Origin of the sequence: Acinetobacter celticus (assembly GCF_001707755.1) — a bacterium.
In the GTDB taxonomy this organism is placed as follows: Bacteria; Pseudomonadota; Gammaproteobacteria; order Pseudomonadales; family Moraxellaceae; genus Acinetobacter; species Acinetobacter celticus.
The window spans coordinates 90,048-107,261 of sequence record NZ_MBDL01000001.1 but is presented as its reverse complement, the minus strand read 5'-3'; the positions used below and the strand labels follow the sequence as shown (position 1 = coordinate 107,261).

12 protein-coding genes and 1 pseudogene are annotated in these 17,214 nt (G+C 38.9%); 7 read left to right on the top strand and 6 right to left on the bottom strand.

The window, feature by feature from the left end; genetic code table 11:
• Window positions 1-45: 45 nt before the first annotated feature.
• From BBP83_RS00480 to BBP83_RS00470, 3 genes are all read right to left on the bottom strand, one after another.
• On the bottom strand, window positions 46-1,266 hold the full coding sequence (locus BBP83_RS00480; protein ID WP_068885939.1) for an acetate/propionate family kinase: 1,221 nt from the start codon (window positions 1,264-1,266) through the stop codon (window positions 46-48).
• Window positions 1,267-1,565: 299 nt separating this feature from the next.
• Window positions 1,566-1,970: a hypothetical protein gene (locus BBP83_RS00475; RefSeq protein ID WP_068885470.1), complete on the bottom strand. Its 405-nt coding sequence runs from the start codon at window positions 1,968-1,970 to the stop codon at window positions 1,566-1,568.
• Window positions 1,971-2,128: 158 nt separating this feature from the next.
• Window positions 2,129-3,394 carry a glutamate-5-semialdehyde dehydrogenase gene (locus BBP83_RS00470; protein WP_068885469.1) on the bottom strand — a complete coding sequence of 422 codons (1,266 nt, stop codon included), beginning with the start codon at window positions 3,392-3,394 and terminating at the stop codon, window positions 2,129-2,131.
• 302 nt (window positions 3,395-3,696) lie between these two features.
• Between BBP83_RS00470 and BBP83_RS00465 the strand changes: the two genes are divergently transcribed.
• A complete protein-coding gene (locus BBP83_RS00465) occupies window positions 3,697-5,028 on the top strand; it encodes an alpha/beta fold hydrolase (protein WP_068885468.1) in 1,332 nt (443 codons plus the stop codon).
• A gap of 32 nt (window positions 5,029-5,060) precedes the next feature.
• On the opposite strand, the gene BBP83_RS00460 is transcribed toward BBP83_RS00465, so the two are convergent.
• Window positions 5,061-5,930: a class I SAM-dependent methyltransferase gene (locus BBP83_RS00460; protein ID WP_068885467.1), complete on the bottom strand. Its 870-nt coding sequence runs from the start codon at window positions 5,928-5,930 to the stop codon at window positions 5,061-5,063.
• 125 nt (window positions 5,931-6,055) lie between these two features.
• On the bottom strand, window positions 6,056-7,081 hold the full coding sequence (gene nagZ, locus BBP83_RS00455; RefSeq protein WP_068885466.1) for a beta-N-acetylhexosaminidase: 1,026 nt from the start codon (window positions 7,079-7,081) through the stop codon (window positions 6,056-6,058).
• A gap of 198 nt (window positions 7,082-7,279) precedes the next feature.
• On the opposite strand from nagZ, the gene BBP83_RS00450 reads away from it, so the two are divergent.
• From BBP83_RS00450 to BBP83_RS00425, 6 genes are all read left to right on the top strand, one after another.
• The gene (locus tag BBP83_RS00450) at window positions 7,280-9,478 is read left to right on the top strand and encodes a carboxy terminal-processing peptidase (RefSeq protein WP_068885465.1); all 2,199 of its coding nucleotides are present in this window, start codon (window positions 7,280-7,282) and stop codon (window positions 9,476-9,478) included.
• 358 nt (window positions 9,479-9,836) lie between these two features.
• Window positions 9,837-11,903, top strand: a complete 2,067-nt coding sequence (locus BBP83_RS00445) for a bifunctional diguanylate cyclase/phosphodiesterase (RefSeq protein ID WP_068885464.1) — start codon at window positions 9,837-9,839, stop codon at window positions 11,901-11,903.
• 644 nt (window positions 11,904-12,547) lie between these two features.
• Window positions 12,548-13,132, top strand: a complete 585-nt coding sequence (locus tag BBP83_RS00440) for a TetR family transcriptional regulator (RefSeq protein WP_068885463.1) — start codon at window positions 12,548-12,550, stop codon at window positions 13,130-13,132.
• 129 nt (window positions 13,133-13,261) lie between these two features.
• On the top strand, window positions 13,262-13,642 hold the full coding sequence (locus BBP83_RS00435) for a YcgJ family protein (protein WP_245669692.1): 381 nt from the start codon (window positions 13,262-13,264) through the stop codon (window positions 13,640-13,642).
• A 59-nt stretch (window positions 13,643-13,701) separates the two neighbouring features.
• Window positions 13,702-15,456: an amidohydrolase gene (locus tag BBP83_RS00430; protein WP_078055370.1), complete on the top strand. Its 1,755-nt coding sequence runs from the start codon at window positions 13,702-13,704 to the stop codon at window positions 15,454-15,456.
• A 116-nt stretch (window positions 15,457-15,572) separates the two neighbouring features.
• A complete protein-coding gene (locus tag BBP83_RS00425; RefSeq protein ID WP_068885461.1) occupies window positions 15,573-16,895 on the top strand; it encodes a flavin monoamine oxidase family protein in 1,323 nt (440 codons plus the stop codon).
• 74 nt (window positions 16,896-16,969) lie between these two features.
• Here the strand turns inward: BBP83_RS00425 and BBP83_RS15370 are convergent.
• Window positions 16,970-17,124: pseudogene (locus BBP83_RS15370) on the bottom strand (tyrosine-type recombinase/integrase); the annotation flags it as partial.
• Window positions 17,125-17,214 lie beyond the last annotated feature (90 nt).

Below are 17,214 nucleotides of genomic sequence, written 5' to 3'. Positions count from 1 at the left end.
ATAAAATAAAATATTGAACTCGATTGCGTGCTGGAAGCTGCTGTTTTAAGCAACAGCTTCTTCGACCACATCAGACTTTTTTACAGCAGCTGAAACCCCTTGTTCCACGACAGACTGTGTTTCTTTGGCAATACGGCCTTCTTCATCTGTTGGTACAACCCAAATTTGTGGGCCATTGCCAACATCGATACGACCTTCTGTGCCACGCTTTAAGCCATCATTTTTTTCTTTGCTTAAGTTGAAACCGAAGTGCGGTAAATATGAAACTGTTTTTTCGCGAATGAACGCAGAGTTTTCACCAATACCGCCAGTAAAGAATAATCCGTTAAGTTGTGGTAGGCCACAGCTTAAAGCCGCTAAAGATTTTGCTAAGCGGTAGCAGAATACTTCAATGGCAAGCGTTGCATCTTCATTGCCTTGTTCAGAGGCTTCAATCAAAGTACGCATGTCATTTGAAAGATCAGACAAGCCCAATAAGCCTGACTCGTTATTTAACATCTTATCAATTTTATAAATATCCCAGCCTAAATTAGAAGCAAGGAAACGGTGAATACTTGGGTCAACATCACCACTACGCGTACCCATGACCACACCTTCTAGTGGAGTCAAGCCCATAGAGGTATCAACACTTTGACCATTCCAAATGGCACATGTCGAGCTACCATTGCCCAAGTGCGCTGTTAACCAGCCACCTTGTTTAAAACTACCAGCTAATTCTGAACCGCGCTCAGATACATAAGCATGACTCGTACCATGGAAGCCGTAACGACGCACATTGTGCATGGTGTATAGGAATTTAGGTAGGGCATAGCGATATGCATGCGCAGGCATTGTTTGATGGAAAGCTGTATCAAAAACTGCAACTTGTGGTAATTCAGGGAAAAGACGCATGGTGGCGGTAATACCCACCAAATGTGCAGGATTGTGAAGTGGCGCAAGTGGCGTTGCTTCACGAATACGATCAATAATTTCAGGTGTTAATAATTCAGCTTTGGTCAATGTACCGCCGTGTACAACGCGGTGACCAATGGCTTGTGGGTTATGATGCGAGATGCGTTCAAGAATAATTTCTAATGCCTTTTCATGATCTGCATTGGGCATAGAAATCTCTAGCGCTTCACCACCTGTGGTAATGCCTTTAATACGCGCTTCAGGAGAGCCTAGGTTTTCTGCTAAGCCAAAAATACGATCTTCACGACGTTCAGAAACCAACGCATATTTAATTGAAGATGAACCACAGTTAATTACTAATACTGATGTATACACGTTTTTTTTCCCGAATTCTAATTTAAAGTACATATCCCTAATTTGATCTGAACACAGTGCTTTTTTTATGCACTTTAGATCAGTAATGATGTTTTAACACGTGTTGTTTTTCTGTCCAAGATAGACTTTAGCCGATTAGACTTAAGCACTATCGACCGCTTAGATGATAATAACTAAAATTTATCAGTTGATGGTTTCCATTTATTAATGAAATAGTCATCACCGATAAGTACATTTAGTCGCCAATGATTTTACAATAGCATGCTTTAATCTGTTTTAAATTTAAAACCATAAAATAATTAAGGTTTTTGATGTTTTATTTCAGCCCATCGTACAATGACGTAAGCCAGTAAGGCGACCATAAAAAACACCAGCATCATCCAAGCCAGCCCTTGTAAGGTTTCAATAATGGTTCTATAAATTTCCAGTACCCAGCGCTCTTGCGTCAGTTCAATCACAATTTTTTTGTTATTGTCTGTATAGGTCAGTGGGGTAATGTATTTTTCCATGTCATAAATGCGAATACCTGAAGACGTCCCGACTACCATACCTGCAAATTTGGTGTATTTGGCCCAAGCGTCATGAATGGGGTCTTGAATAATACGCGCTAAGATGTCTTGAATGGATTGAGAAAAAAGTCGCATGACCATAAACGATACGCCAAGCGCGAGAACAAAGGTGCTGATCATTAAGTAATAAAACATAGAGAATCCTGTATTTTTTCTTCTTACTTGAATTGAATCAGTTTTTGATGGAATTTTCTGCAGCAAAGATGTAGTTAGAGAACCTGACCGATTTGAGATAAAAAAACAGCCCCAAGTATGGGACTGTTTTTTTAGACAGTTAAGGTTTAAAGCATAATTTATTGGCGGATTTGACCATCGCCAAAGACCACCCATTTTTGTGAAGTTAAGCCTTCTAAGCCAACAGGGCCACGGGCATGAATTTTATCGGTTGAAATACCAATTTCAGCACCTAAACCATATTCAAAACCATCAGCAAAACGGGTCGATGCATTAATCATCACTGAACTAGAATCAACACAGGCCAAAAATTTACGCGCTAAGGTGTAGTTTTCAGTAATGATGGCATCGGTATGATGTGAACCATATTTATTAATATGCTCAATCGCTTCATCAATACCGCTTACCACTTTAATTGCCAAAATTGGGCCTAGGTATTCGGTGTACCAATCTTCTTCTGTGGCATCAATAACATTGCTACCAATAATACGTTGTGCTTCTGGACAACCACGTAGTTCGACCTGTTTTTCAACATACAGTTCGGCAATATTAGGCAAAAATTCTTCAGCGACTTTTTCATCGACCAAAAGTGTTTCCATGGCATTACATACGCCATAGCGGTGGGTTTTTGCATTTAGCGCAATGGGTAAGGCTTTTTGCAAATCGGCTTGTGCTTCGACATAGACATGGCAGTTACCGTCTAAATGTTTAATCACAGGAACACGGGCTTCTTTGCTAATCCGTTCAATCAGACTTTTGCCACCACGCGGAACAATCACGTCAACATATTCAGGCATGGTAATTAACTGACCCACTGCTGCGCGGTCAGTGGTGTTAATCACTTGTACTGAGTTTTCTGGTAAGCCCGAAGTTTTTAGTGCATGTTGAATCGCAGTTGCAATGGCTTGATTCGATTCAATGGCTTCAGAACCACCACGTAAAATAATTGCGTTACCCGATTTTAAAGCCAATGAGGCTGCTTCTAAGGTCACGTTTGGGCGAGACTCGTAAATCATGCCGACAACGCCTAAAGGCACGCGCATTTTACCCAGTTGAATCCCTGAGGGACGGAATGCCATATCGGTAATTTCACCAATAGGATCTATGAGGCCAATCACATCTTTTAAGCCTTGGAGCATTCCTTTAAAGCGTGCGGGAGTCAGTTCTAAGCGATCAAGCAGGGCACTGTCTAAATTATTGTTATGCGCTTTGGTCATATCAATTTGGTTTGCAACTAAAATAGCAGTCTCACTGTTTTGTAAAGCAGTATAGATTGCAGATAGTGCATTGTTTTTAATATGGGTAGAAGCACTGGCTAACACGCGAGATGCTTGGCGTGCCTGTTGTCCTACCGTTTGCATGTATTGTTCAATAGACTGTTGCATAGCGGTTTGATCACTTAGAAATTTCAATCTGATAGTAACAGTCTATAACGCGACAATGAAGCATGCGAGCTAATTTTTAGCCAGATTTAGATGTTCTTATTCATAATTTGAAATCCTTTTTATCTTAAAAGCAGATGAGTGGCGCGAATAGCAGTTGCGTGTAAAAACATCTCCTGTATAGAATGAAAGCATAGTGACATTGAAGTCATACAAATAACGACGAAAGAGCAGGATGCTTGCTACAAGCAGCTCTAATTATTTTCTTGCACAATAAAAATAAGGCAAGGATGGAGGAAAGGGATATGAATTCCATGATCCAAATGGACTCGGAAATGCATGATGCGAACCTAAAAGACAGCTTTTTTGATGTGTACGATAGAAGTAGCTTTAAACAACCTGCGCGAACAACGTGGATGAATGGTTGGAAAATAGAATATATGGCCATCGCACGGCCAGATACCTTACATATGACCCCCATGGTAATTATTGGCGGGGCATTCCAAAATTTTAATTCTTATAAATATTGTGTAGAGCAACTTTTTGCTTCAGGCCCCATTATTTTAATTGATTTACCTTCCATGGGGGCTAATCAGCAAATTAGTAATGTCGATACTGGTGAATCTGCGGGTATTTTAGAACTAGAAGACTTGGCCCATATGTTGGGCATGTGGTTAGACATTGTTGGTATGCAAAAAGTGGCTGTACTGGGTATGTCCTTGGGATCAGTGGTTGCGTCTTGTTTAGCCCACCAGCGCCCAGAAGTTGTTGAGCGTATGATTTTAATGGGGGTGATGCAAAAAACCCGTAAAAGTTGGCGCATGCTGTTAGATGAATCTTTGCATTTAATGAAAGAACAACGCATGGATGAATTTGGCCAAGCGGTGATTTTGTATTTGGTGAATCATGCCAAAATGGATGTGACCCGTATGTCGCCTACGGCAAAACGACTTTTTTTCCGTCAGATGGCAGAGTTTACAGAGACAGAACAGGAGCGTTATGACATTAACTGCAACCGTTTATTGCGTTTAAACAATGTGCCGATTCCTGAATGTGATGTGTTGGTGGCATGTGGCCAATATGACAGTTTTACTTTACCGCATGAAAATGCCAATTTTGCTTTGCAATGTCCAAATATGCAGTTTGCCATGATTGCTAATGCAGACCATGTACCCCAATTACAGCGCCGTAAAGAAACCATGAATTTATTTGCCACCTATTTACGTGGTGAGTCGATACAGCCCTTGGATGGAATTCTTCCAATGAATCGTGAGCAAATGGCGCAGATTGAACGTCGCGGTGAAGAGCGTATTGGTGTATTGCAGCCTTTGAGTTATTTAAGCCATCGTCATTCAGATTTAACAATTCAGGTCGAAATTGAAGACTTAAACTATTTTGGTGTGTTATTGAATATACAAAAAGAAGGACAGGTTGAACAGGCGACCCAGTTCCCACGTGATTTAGCCCTCCATTTAGAAGATGAAGAGGGTGAATTTAAAATCGAATGTCTGATTTTTGACAACACAGCACATCAGCTACGCGCCTTGTTTAAGCACGGCAGTTTTGAACTTGCGGAAAGATTACTACGCTTTGTACAACGACAAAAAGAGCAAACGCATTTACTTGAAGCCGTTTGATTTTTTCACTTAAGGCATAAAAAAACAGCGTATTAGCGCTGTTTTTTTATGCGGGCATGAATCACCCAGACCAAATCACCACCATGTTCTTCGGGGTTTTGAAAGTGAATGACGTTGCTGGTATCTTCCTTGTGAGAAAAGCTGAGTGGTTGAATGACATCAACAGTATTGAAACCTGCATGACTAAAAAAGCTTTGAACTTGTTGTGGATTGATAAAATGGAAGGTAAATGAACTGCGTGACATGACTTTCAACAATTTGCTACTGCTCCAAATGAAATTTGCCAGCTTATTTTTTACCGGTTCAGGGTAAATGTCGGTCAGATAATGCAGTTCTGTGAAGTCTTGACCATATTCGGTCATCCCTTGAAGTAACTTATTCAGCAAGGTCTTATCAAAGTAATTAATCAACCCCTCGCTAATGATCACCAAAGGGCGTTTTGAATCAAAAGTATGAAAAATTTTTTCGAAATCGTGTGTGAAAATATCAGCAGTGAGGACTTCTGGCGCTTCGGAATCTAGTTTTTGTAAAGCTTGCGTTTTAATTTTTGCCATGTCTGGCAAGTCGAGTTCACGGTAAGTAATTTGTGGAAATTTTTGTCTGAAGTTCCAGCTGCGTGGCGAAAGACCACAGGCAATTTCTAAAATTTGTAAATCAGGGTGCTGTTGGATCAGCTGTGTCAGTTGATCATCAATAATGCTGTGGCGTTGTTTTAGTGTTGTGCGCATGCTACCACCGACATGTTTTTCGGCCCAGCTTTCTAGTGGATGCAAGACTTTGGCTAAAAACTTCCCTTTACTGGTGGCAAAAACAGGATGAGAAATGCCCATGCTATACCAAATATAGCCCGTATAATGTGCAGTAAATGAAATATGACGATGTTGCGATAAATCTTGAGTCATGACAGCTAAGCCTTAGATATTCTTTTAGTTTTAGTATTTGTGCAGTTAAACTGCTGTTTCAGTCATCATAATAAAAAAGGAACACCTTGTCGTGTTCCTTTTAGTCAATTTTCGTGTTTATTTACTTAGGCACTTAATTGTTGTTTAAATTCTAAAATACGGTCACGAGTCTGTGCCCAGTTTTGCCCTAAGTCTAAGCTTTGTGCAACCTGAATATTCGGAATATGACCGCGCATACGTTCAAGGCGTTGCTGGTTTGGCATTGCTAAATGAGCAATGCCTTCCAATGCGATACAGGCCGATTCACGGTCGTTACAGACCAAGCCCATATCACATCCTGCATTGAGCGCAGCTTGAATACGTGCATCGGCGCCACCAGCGACACAGGCCGCTTGCATGCTTAAATCATCAGAGAATAAAACCCCATCAAATTTGAGTTCTTGACGTAAGATTTTTTGAATCCAAAAAGGTGAAAAACCCGCAGGGTTTGGGTCAACTTGATCATAAATCACGTGTGCAGGCATCAATGCATCCAACTGTGGTTGAAGCTGAATAAAGCTTTGCATGTCATGATTGTAAATTTCATCATAGCGCCGCGAGTCAATTGCTGCCGCAACATGTGAATCGGCTTTAACTGAACCATGCCCTGGGAAGTGCTTGCCTGTAGAGGCCATGCCTGCACGCTTCATCCCTTTTAAAAAGGCACTGGCTAAAGGCATAATATCTTGCATGTTTTTCGAAAAACTACGGTCGCCAATCACATCGCTGACATCGTTTAAATCCAGTACAGGTGCAAAGCTGAAATCAATACCAACAGCTAAAACTTCTGCTGCCATGAGCCAGCCACATTGTTCGGTCAGTTCCAGTGCTTTTTCAGGTTCGCTTAAGTAAAGTTCGCCAAACTTGCCCATAGCAGGGAGCAAGGTAAAGCCATTTTTTAGACGTTGTACACGTCCGCCTTCTTGATCGACTGCAATTAAGATGTCTGGACGGACTTGGCGCATATGATTGGTTAAAGCACGAACTTGTTCTGGAGATTCGATATTTCGACCAAATAAAATCATGCCACCGACTTGCGGTGCTTGTAATAGTTCAATATCTTCTTGAGTGAGTTCTGTGCCAGCAATGTCAAGCATTAATGCGCCAATCATAGTCGAAATCCGTATTAGAATTTTTAAGGAAAAACAATACCTGAATTTTGCAATGTTTTGCTACACTTTGTCAGCACAGATTATGATAAAACTACACGACATAAACAGATTAAGTCATTTAAAATTTTGAAAATATTCACATCAAATTGAAAAGTGATAAGGTTATTTGGTTCAATGCCAAGGAAGCACAACTTATTTATGAAACTTCAAACGATAGCTTGCGCCGTTGCTTTGGCAACAGGCGGTTTATTTTTTACTCATGTTGTAAATGAAGCCATTGCTGCTGAAAATACAGTCGCTGTTTCAAATACAATTCAGCCAACTCAAGAGCAAGCTTTGGTTTCTCGCCAGTTGGCAACCTTGGTCGATCGTCAACATTATTTAAATCAGCGTTTAGATGCCAATACATCGAACCGAATTTTAGATTTCTATTTAGATAGTCTCGATCCTGAACACACGTTATTTTTAGCTTCTGAAGTTGAGGATTATAAAAAGCGTTTTGGTTCGAACTTTGGCGTAAACTTAAAGGCAGGCAATTTGTCTGGCCCGTATGAAATTCATGCGCAATATCGTGATCGCTTAAAACAATTCTATACTTATATGCTTGCGGAGCTGAAAAAACCGCAAAATCTGCATCAGCCCAATACTTATATTGAAACAGATCGCGAAAAAGCGCCATTCTTTAAGTCTGAAGCAGAACAGCGCGCGCATTGGAATAAAATGTTGGTGTCACAGCTGATTAATCTGACCATTAGCAAAGAAGAAGATTTAGCCAAACAAAAGGCATTGAAAGATAATCCAGAATTGGCCAATGGACAGGATTTAACAGGCCCTGAAGATTTAACGCCTGCACAGACTTTAACTAAGCGTTTTACACGTCAGTTAGAACGCATTAGCCGTCTGAAAAGCGATGATGTTCTAGATAAAACCCTCAATGCAATGATGCTGACTTACGATCCGCATAGCAATTATTTCCCACCTGTAGATGCGATGGAGTTGAACCGCCAAACCACACTACAATTGGAAGGGGTTGGAGTCTCAATTCGACCTGAACGTGGCAATGAAGATTACACCAAAATTGAAACTATTGTAGAAGGTGGCCCAGCCAGCAAATCTGGTCAAATTAAATCGGGGGATCGCATTATTGGTGTGGCCCAAGATGGCGAAAAAATGGTGGATGTCATTGGTTGGTCAAGCAGTGAAATTGTCGGTTTAATTCGTGGTAAGCGTGGCACAAAAGTGACCTTGCGTTTATTGGGTGCTGGAGCTTCTATGAGTCAGGCACGTAACGTGACCATTGTTCGTGATGTGATTCAGGAAGAAGATGCGGGTGTACGCTCACGCATTATTGAAATTGAACGCGATGGAAAAAAGCATAAATTTGGTGTCATAGAAATTCCATCTTTCTATTTGAACTACCGTGCGCGCCGTGCAGGGACAGAGTACCGTTCAGTTTCTGAAGATACCAATAAAGCACTGAAATCATTAGATGCACAAAATGTTGAAGGCATTTTAATAGATTTACGCAATAACCCAGGTGGGTCGTTGGAAGAAGTCGCTCGTATGCTGGGTCAAGTGATTAAGTCTGGCCCTGTGGTGCAAATTCGTGACGGCAACGGCAATGTTAGTGTCTTTGAAGATGATGACGGTGGTGCTCAAACTTATGCAGGCCCAATGGCTGTGCTGATTAATTTGGCATCTGCTTCGGCCAGTGAAATTTACTCTGCAGCCATTCAAGATTATGAGCGCGGTATTGTGATTGGTAGTACCACGACAGGAAAGGGAACGGCGCAAGTACAGTTAGACTCTTTGGCTTATGGTCAGGCCACATTGACACAACGTAAATTTTACCGTGTCACTGGTGGCAGTACGCAAAACAAAGGTGTAGTACCAGATATTAAACTGGTTGATATCTACAACGAAGAATTTGGTGAGCGTAAGTCGAAAAATGCGTTGAAGTGGGACACTATTCCAACTGCACCGTTTAAACGTGAAGGCTCAATTCAAAATTATGTCCCAGATTTGGTGAAATCATCTCAGCAACGTGTCAGCCTTGATCCTCAGTTTAAATACTTAGAGCAACGCACAGCTTTAGCGAAAAAAGCCATTGAGCAAAAACAAGTGGTGCTAGATTTACAAAAGCGTAAAGCTGAACTATTAGATATGGAGCAAAAAACCTTAGATTCCGAAAATGCACGTCGTAAATCGATGGGCTTAAAACCTTATACCAACTGGGAAAGCTACCAAGCCTCTTTAGATGCTCTGGTTGAAACGCGTGCCAAAATGAAAGCCAATCAACGTCCTGCATTGCCAGAAGATGAAGCTTTTGTCAGTGAGGCTGCCAGTGTTTTACTGGATTATGCGAAACTGCAAGGTAAAGCGAAAACTGCACCTTAAAAGTGCAAAATTAAATCATCTAAAAACCAGTAAGCTACGGCTGACTGGTTTTTTTATATGTGGCATAAAGAGGACTTATTGTTCTGAAAATTTTGCTTGTTGTGGGACAATAATCCACGGAACAAATCGCTATTTTTTATTAATTCAGTGATTGATCTGTATGTTTTTTTATACAAATGATTGGTCATAGTAAATCCCCTGAAGAAATGCTTGACCAAAGCAGAAGAGTGTTAGATTCTAAGTTAATTATTTATCTGTCCAAGATTATATTGTCTCCATTTTTAGACAATACACTTAAAAACACTGGCCATTTTGATGTGAATAAAATAACAGCAAAAAATTGTGCGGAATCTATTTTATGACGCATATACACTATGATTACAGTCTTGTATTTGGCTCAGTGATTGTTGCACTGTTGGCATGTTATTTTTCTATTTCTTTGGAGCAGGTTTTATTTCGGGATTCACGCCCAAAATATGAAAAACTAATCTTAATTTCGAGTGGCGCGCTCTTGGGTATAGCCATTTGGGGTATGCATTTTGTTGGTATGTTGGCGAGCGAAATGCCAAGTGATTATTCTTTTGATTATAGTTTAACGCTGGTTTCTTATTTAATTGCTTTTTTAGCATCTACATTTGCATTGTGGTTGACTTCACGTTTTACCATGCCTTTGATGCGCTTGGTACTGGGCGCAGTGCTGATGGGGTTAGGAATTTCAGGCATGCATTATGTTGGTATGATTGGTATGAAGGTGCCAGGTTATACCATCGTGTATCACCCTTTAATTTTGATATGCTCGGTGTTGATTGCCATTGGTGGTTCGGGACTAACATTCTTATTGGCTTTTCGAAATAAGCATATCCGTAAGCATAGAGCGGTAATTAGGTTTTTGATTGCGTTGACGCTGACATTGACCATTGTGGTTATGCACTATACAGGTATGGCTGCTATTTACTTTTTACCTGAAAGTGTGAAACCCCTGTTGCCTGAAGTCGGCTTTAATCATCCTCTGAAATTGTTCACTATATTTTTTATTACCTGTTTAGTGCTTACTGTTGCATTGTGTGTGGCCTTGCTCGAGCGACGTTTAGAAGAACGTAATCGTCAGTTAAAAAAAGTCAGTCGAGAGTTAGCCAATTTATCTGTTCAAGATAATTTGACCAAATTGCCTAATCGATTGTTTTTAGCTGAATATGCACATTTTTTGTTTACCGATCATCGTTACCATCAAGATCAGATTGCATTTTTGTACATAGATCTAGATCGCTTTAAAGCGGTGAATGATGTTTTCGGACATCACGTGGGAGATCAACTTCTTATTCAGTTGGCAAATCGTCTGCATCGTTTATTAGACGAGCAATCTAAACTTTTGCGTATTGGTGGCGATGAGTTTTTAATGGTGTTGGAACGTGCAACACCTGAACAGGTAGCTCAAGTAGCCAATCAAATTTTAGAGTTGATTCAAGATAGTTTTTTGATTGCGGGCAAAGAAATTAATGTGTCGGCAAGTATTGGAATTGCGATGTATCCAGAACATGGCAATAATTTACAAGACTTATTGATTAATGCTGATGCAGCCATGTTGACGTCTAAATATCAGGGGCGAAATACTTACTCTGTGTTTTATTATAGTGCCGATCAAAGTGAAGCCAAAAGTCAGACCAAACTGATTAATGACTTATATAAAGCGGTCGAAGATCAGCAATTTGTATTGTTTTATCAGCCTAAATTTAAAGCCATGGATCATTCTGTTTTAGGGGTGGAAGCTTTAATTCGCTGGATACATCCAACACTTGGTTTGTTGACCCCAAATATGTTTATTCGAGGCGCGGAAAAGACTGGATTAATTATTCGTATGGGGTATTGGGCGCTTGAAGAAGCGTGTAAACAAATTAAACTTTGGGAAAAAACGCACCCACATTTTTTGCCTATTTCAGTGAATTTATCGGCAATTCAATTTGAACATAAACATTTATTTTCAACTTTAGACGACTTATTGAAGAAGTACCATGTTGATCCGAATGACTTGATGATTGAGATCACTGAGTCGACAGCTATGCATCATATTGATAATAGTATTAGCACATTGGAACTGCTACGCCAGATGGGGATTAAATTGGCGATTGATGACTTTGGAACTGGGCATTCGAGTTTTTTATATTTAAAAAATTTACCTGTCGATGAATTAAAAATTGATAAAGAATTTATTCATGATTTAGCACCTGAATCCAAAGAAGAAATGATCTTAGAAAGTATTATTCAATTGGCAACAAAACTGGGTTTAACCGTGACAGCAGAAGGGATTGAGACCCCATTACAGGCTGAAATTTTAACTCGTTTGGGCTGTCAGCAATTACAAGGTTATTTATTGGGATTGCCCGTCAATGTGACTCGTTTAGAAGCTGCTGAATACTCTGTTGGATGAGATTTTCATGTTCCATACTACATAATAAAATGTTAGAGAGATGGGATGGCCACGAAAAATCAGACACTTCAATAGATAGATTATTTGTATTTTGCTCAAATTGATAAGGTGATAAATAATTTAAAGTGGAATGTAAGCTTACTTGATTATAAAACACCGTGATGTAGAGGCTACATCCTTGATTGCTTCTTGATGATGGGCGTAATATTGTCGCCAAAGCTGTTCCATTTTTAAATTTAGAAAGAAACGCTCCATTACGACATGGTCATATGAAGAGCACGGCTCCGTAAAATCCCTTACCGCTCATCTGCATTGGATTTGATACTGCAACAGCAAATCTTGATACTGGTATGAACAAGATTGGTTGCTTGAAAAGTATTACTTCGCAAGAGTATACATAAGCAGTCCAGCAGGAAGTCATCGTGTATGAATCGCAATCTGTAATGCCATATATACCAAGTCAGCAGACATTCGATTGGACATTGAATAACCCACAATTTTACGTGAATATAAACCCATCATAGCCATTCAATATAGCCATTCAATATAGCCATTCAATATAGCCAGTCTACCCGTGCGAATATAAGTTAAATCGGCTATAGATTCAACGCAGTTAAAGTAAGTGTTATAAAAGGTATCTTAAGATGGCATATTTAAGTAAAAGTGAAAGAAAACAACAAATTATTGATTCTGCCAAGAAAGTAGTATTAGCTGAAGGATTAAATACATTAACGGTAAGAAAACTAGCACAAAGTTCAGACCTTTCAGTTGGGCAAGTACATCATCATTTTAATTCTGTACATGATTTGAAGGCAGAAGTTTTTCTTGAACTGGTACATGAAAATTTGAATTTAAGCCATTTTTCTGAAAGTTCAAATGGTTTAGAAAAATTGATTTACCTGCTTGGCTCTGAAGCGAATACATCTGAAACACCCTATATTCGCGTATGGAATGATGCTGAAAGTAATATACAAAGCAGCCTAATTTTCAAACAAGCTTATGCACGGGCCATTAAAATTTGGCAAAACTCGATCATTGCTGTCCTTAAAGAAGGCTTGGCAGAAAAAATATTTATCTTTGATTTAGATAAAATACAAGATATTTCATGGCGATTCATTTCTTTATCGATTGGTCTAGAATGTGTTTCAAATCTACAACTTGAAGGGGTGAATTCGGATTTCTTCCATAAGCAAATTTTATTTATGATTCGACAAGAATTACAGATGTAATTTTTTTCTTAATAATTTGAACATATGTTCAAGTTTGGCTATCATAGATAAAAGTGACATAACTTTGTTACCTTAAAACGATAGTTTTTTATTCAATAAACAAGCATCTTCTAAATTGGAGGAAATGAATTGAAAAATTTAATGTATTTCTCGTTGGTACCAATTTTTTTGTTTGGGTGTCAATCATCCCAACTCAGTTCAGAGCATAAAGCACAAGGACTCAGTTTAAAAAATCCTGAAAAAAGGGTGTTGTGTGATCAATACGTTTGTGCAAATGCTGAGGGAATTTCTCATGCGTTAACTGTTAAATACTTAGGTCAGCAGCAAGCAAATAAAGTTTTCTCACAAGGTGATTTTGATAAAACCCAGTTCACATTTGAAAATGGAATTTTCTGTGACACCAAGACTCAGACATGCCATGTAGATCGTTATTTCAATAGTGATGGTCAACGTAGTGATGTTGCAGAAAACTATACCCAAGCATTATTTGACCAGTCTAAAAAACAGTAAATGAGTACATTATTTGTTCGCTAATTTATTGTGATATTGAATGAGTAAAGGATATTTAAATGATGTTTAATTTAAAAAATACGCTTTTAGTTGCGAGCTTGTGTCCCTTTTTAATTAGTAGCTCTTGGGCAAAAAATGGTGTTGAGAGTATTTATCTCAATGGGAAAATTTATACGGCTAAAGATCATACGCCTTTGCAACAAGCAATTGCAGTTTCGGATGAAGGTACGATCCTAAAAGTAGGAAATAATGCCGATATTAGAAAGCTCGCTGATGCAGATACAAAAATAGTCGATCTACAACAAAAAGTGCTCATGCCGGGCTTAATTGATACTCATATTCATGCCTTGATTTCAGGTGTTGAATCCGTCATGGCAACGATGGAAGAGGGTGAGATCAGTGTCCCTGCTGTAGTCGAAAAATTAAAAACCACACAAAAAGATGGCACTGCCGTATATGGTGATGTATTGGTTTTAAATGGTTTATCTTCTGAATACTGGGAACTCGAAGATCAATTATCAGCAGTTTTTAATCATAAGGAATGGAAAAATCAGCCAATTGCTTTAGTCGGCAGTGATCACCATACCGCATGGGCAAATCAAGCCATGTTGAAAAAGGCGGGAGTAGACAAAAAATTTGTTCGCCAATTAGTAGCAGAAGATCAACAAAATATTCGACATAATCAAAAATTTGAACCAACTGGATTCTTAGTCGATTCAGGTTGGGATGTGGTGAGTGGAAAAATACCTTCAGTACCACATGATCTAATGTACAAAGGATCTAAAAAAGCAGTACAGGAATTGAATCAGCTTGGTATCACCGCTTGGTTAGACATCGCTTCTAATGCAAGTCCTTTACAGGGTATTTTCAATATTAAAAATACTGAAAATACGATTGGTGTCATTCCAATGTATAAAGAACTTTCTGAAAAAGGCGAGTTGACGGCACGTGTTTCTGGCTTACATATCATTAATTCTAAAAGTACAGCGCAGGTATTAGACACCCTAGAAGTGATTAATAACCAATACAAAAATATTGAAAATTTTAATCTGATTGGAATGAAAGTTTTTGCCGATGGTATTTTAGAATATCCTGCGCAATCGGCTGCTTTGATCGGGCAATATTCCAATAGTAAAAAAAATGGGCAATTATTATTCGATCCTGCTGTGTTTAAAACATTAGTTGACGAAGCCGATAAACGAAATATGCTTGTTCATATTCATGCCATTGGTGATAGAGCAGTGCATGAGTCATTGAATGCGATTGAATATACACGCGCTAAACGCCAGAGCCATGTTGCCCATACGATCACTCATCTTCAACTGGTCGATCCAAAAGACTATGATCGCTTTAAACAAAATGATGTGATTGCTTCTATGCAATTGGCGTGGGCGTATGAAGATGGATTTAATAAAACCTTAGTTAAACCATATATTAGTCAAGCCTCTTATCAGGGAATGTACCCAGCAGGTTCATTGGTCAAGCATGGAGCCACACTGGCGGGCGCGAGTGATGCACCTGTATCCACACCGAATCCTTTTATTGCAATGTCTATTGGCATGACACGTATCGCAGAAGATGGCGATTATTTAAATAAAAAAGAAGCGATTGATCGGGAAACTGCTTTTAAAGCCTATACGGTGAATGCAGCTCAAGCTTTAGGGCGAGAAAAAGAGATTGGTACATTAGAAGTGGGTAAAAAAGCCGATATGATCGTACTTGATCGAGATATTTTTACTGTGTCACCTGAGCAATTGGCTGAAACCAAAGTGGTGTGGACGATATTTAATGGTAAAAAAGTCTATCAACAATAGACATGTAGATTGCAAGTGCTAAAACATGCGCGGATTATTTGAATGCTTCGCGCATGGATTCTGAAAAAGTGCTTCTTTCATATTTCATATGTTTAATTTCAAAAAAGTGACCGTCCATGATAAAAAATAAACAAGCACCCATTATTGTTATTGGCGCAGGTATAGCGGGCTTAACGGCTGCCAGTGAACTGCAAAAGCAAGGTAAAAGTGTAGTTGTTTTGGAAGCGCGAGATAGATTAGGCGGTCGGATTTTTAGTCAAAAAATTGGACATGAGGTCTATGATTTAGGCGCTTCATGGATTCATGGGATTGAAGCTAATCCAATCTGGTCAATTGTGCAGCAGAATCAGATTCAAACTACGGTGTTTAATTATAATGAGTCTATCTATTACCAATCGAATGGACAATTGTTAGACTCAACAGGAAAATTAATTTTTGAACAAAGTTTGGATGATTTACTACATCAATTTAAAGAAATAGATCAGCCTGAGCGTTATCGCCATGCCTTGCATGCATTAGAAACATGGTTAAATGGGCAGGAATTTCTAGATCACATAAACAATCAATTTCACTTAGATAAAAATGCAGTGATAAAACTGCAAAAAATGCTCTTGGATTTTTTTAATCTCTTAGCGGAAGATCCTTGTGCCAGTGATTTAGCACACTTGTCTGCTGAATTTTGGAAGAACGAAGGCTTTTACCCAGGCGATGAAGTTATTTTTCCTCAAGGCTATGTGCAGGTTATTGACTCATTATCAAAAAATATTACAGTGTTGACCAATAAAGTTGTTGAATGCATCGATTATTCTCAAGATATCATTCAAGTTCTGACTGTAGATGGTGAAAAATTTTCTGCGAGTCAGGTGGTCATCACAGTGCCATTGGGCGTGCTCAAAAAATACCATATCCAATTTTTACCAGATTTATCTCAGCAGAAAAAACAAGCGATTCAAAGTTTAGGATTTGGTACCTTTAACAAATTATTTGTTCGCTTTAATGAGTGTTTTTGGAAGTCGGCTGAGTATGAGCAGATCAATAATGTGTATATTCATAATCAACATCGTTGGCTCAATTTTTTAGATATGAGTGAAATTTATCATCAACCAACGTTATTGTTCTTATTCGGTGGCGCATCGGCGACTTGGCTAGAAAATGTAAGTTGTGATGTCGTTTGGCAAGAGATTAAACAGTCTCTAGAACTTATTTTTGATGAAATCCCTCAGCCAATCCAACTTTTTAAAACGGAATGGGGCAATGATCCATTCTCTGAAGGCTCTTTTAGTTATCAAGCGGTTGGACATACTTCTGATCAAGTTGGAATTTTAAAGCAACCTATTCAGGGGAAACTATTTTTTGCGGGGGAGCATTTAGCTTCATTTGGAGCAGGGACTGTACATGGTGCTTATGAGTCAGGTTTAGACGTAGTCAAATCTATGTGACTACTTAAAATGTAATTGGGTGTGAGCGCTAACGTATTAAATTTTATTTTAAAGTTTGATAGTGAAAATTAAGTCTAGTGACAACAAAAACTAGCCCAATCAGCCATTAATTCTTTACATTTTTCAAGATAAGCACCACGTAAGTTACTTTAATCCTATCTGGTCGTTTGTGGGCAAGCACATGCTCACAGACTGCACTTGGATAATCCGTTTTATCAGCAGATACATCAAAGTGTAGAGTCAAAGCTAGAATTGAAAAAATGAATTCAATAAAAGGGCAGTGTATAGTTATTTGAAAGAACGACTTAGAAACATCAGA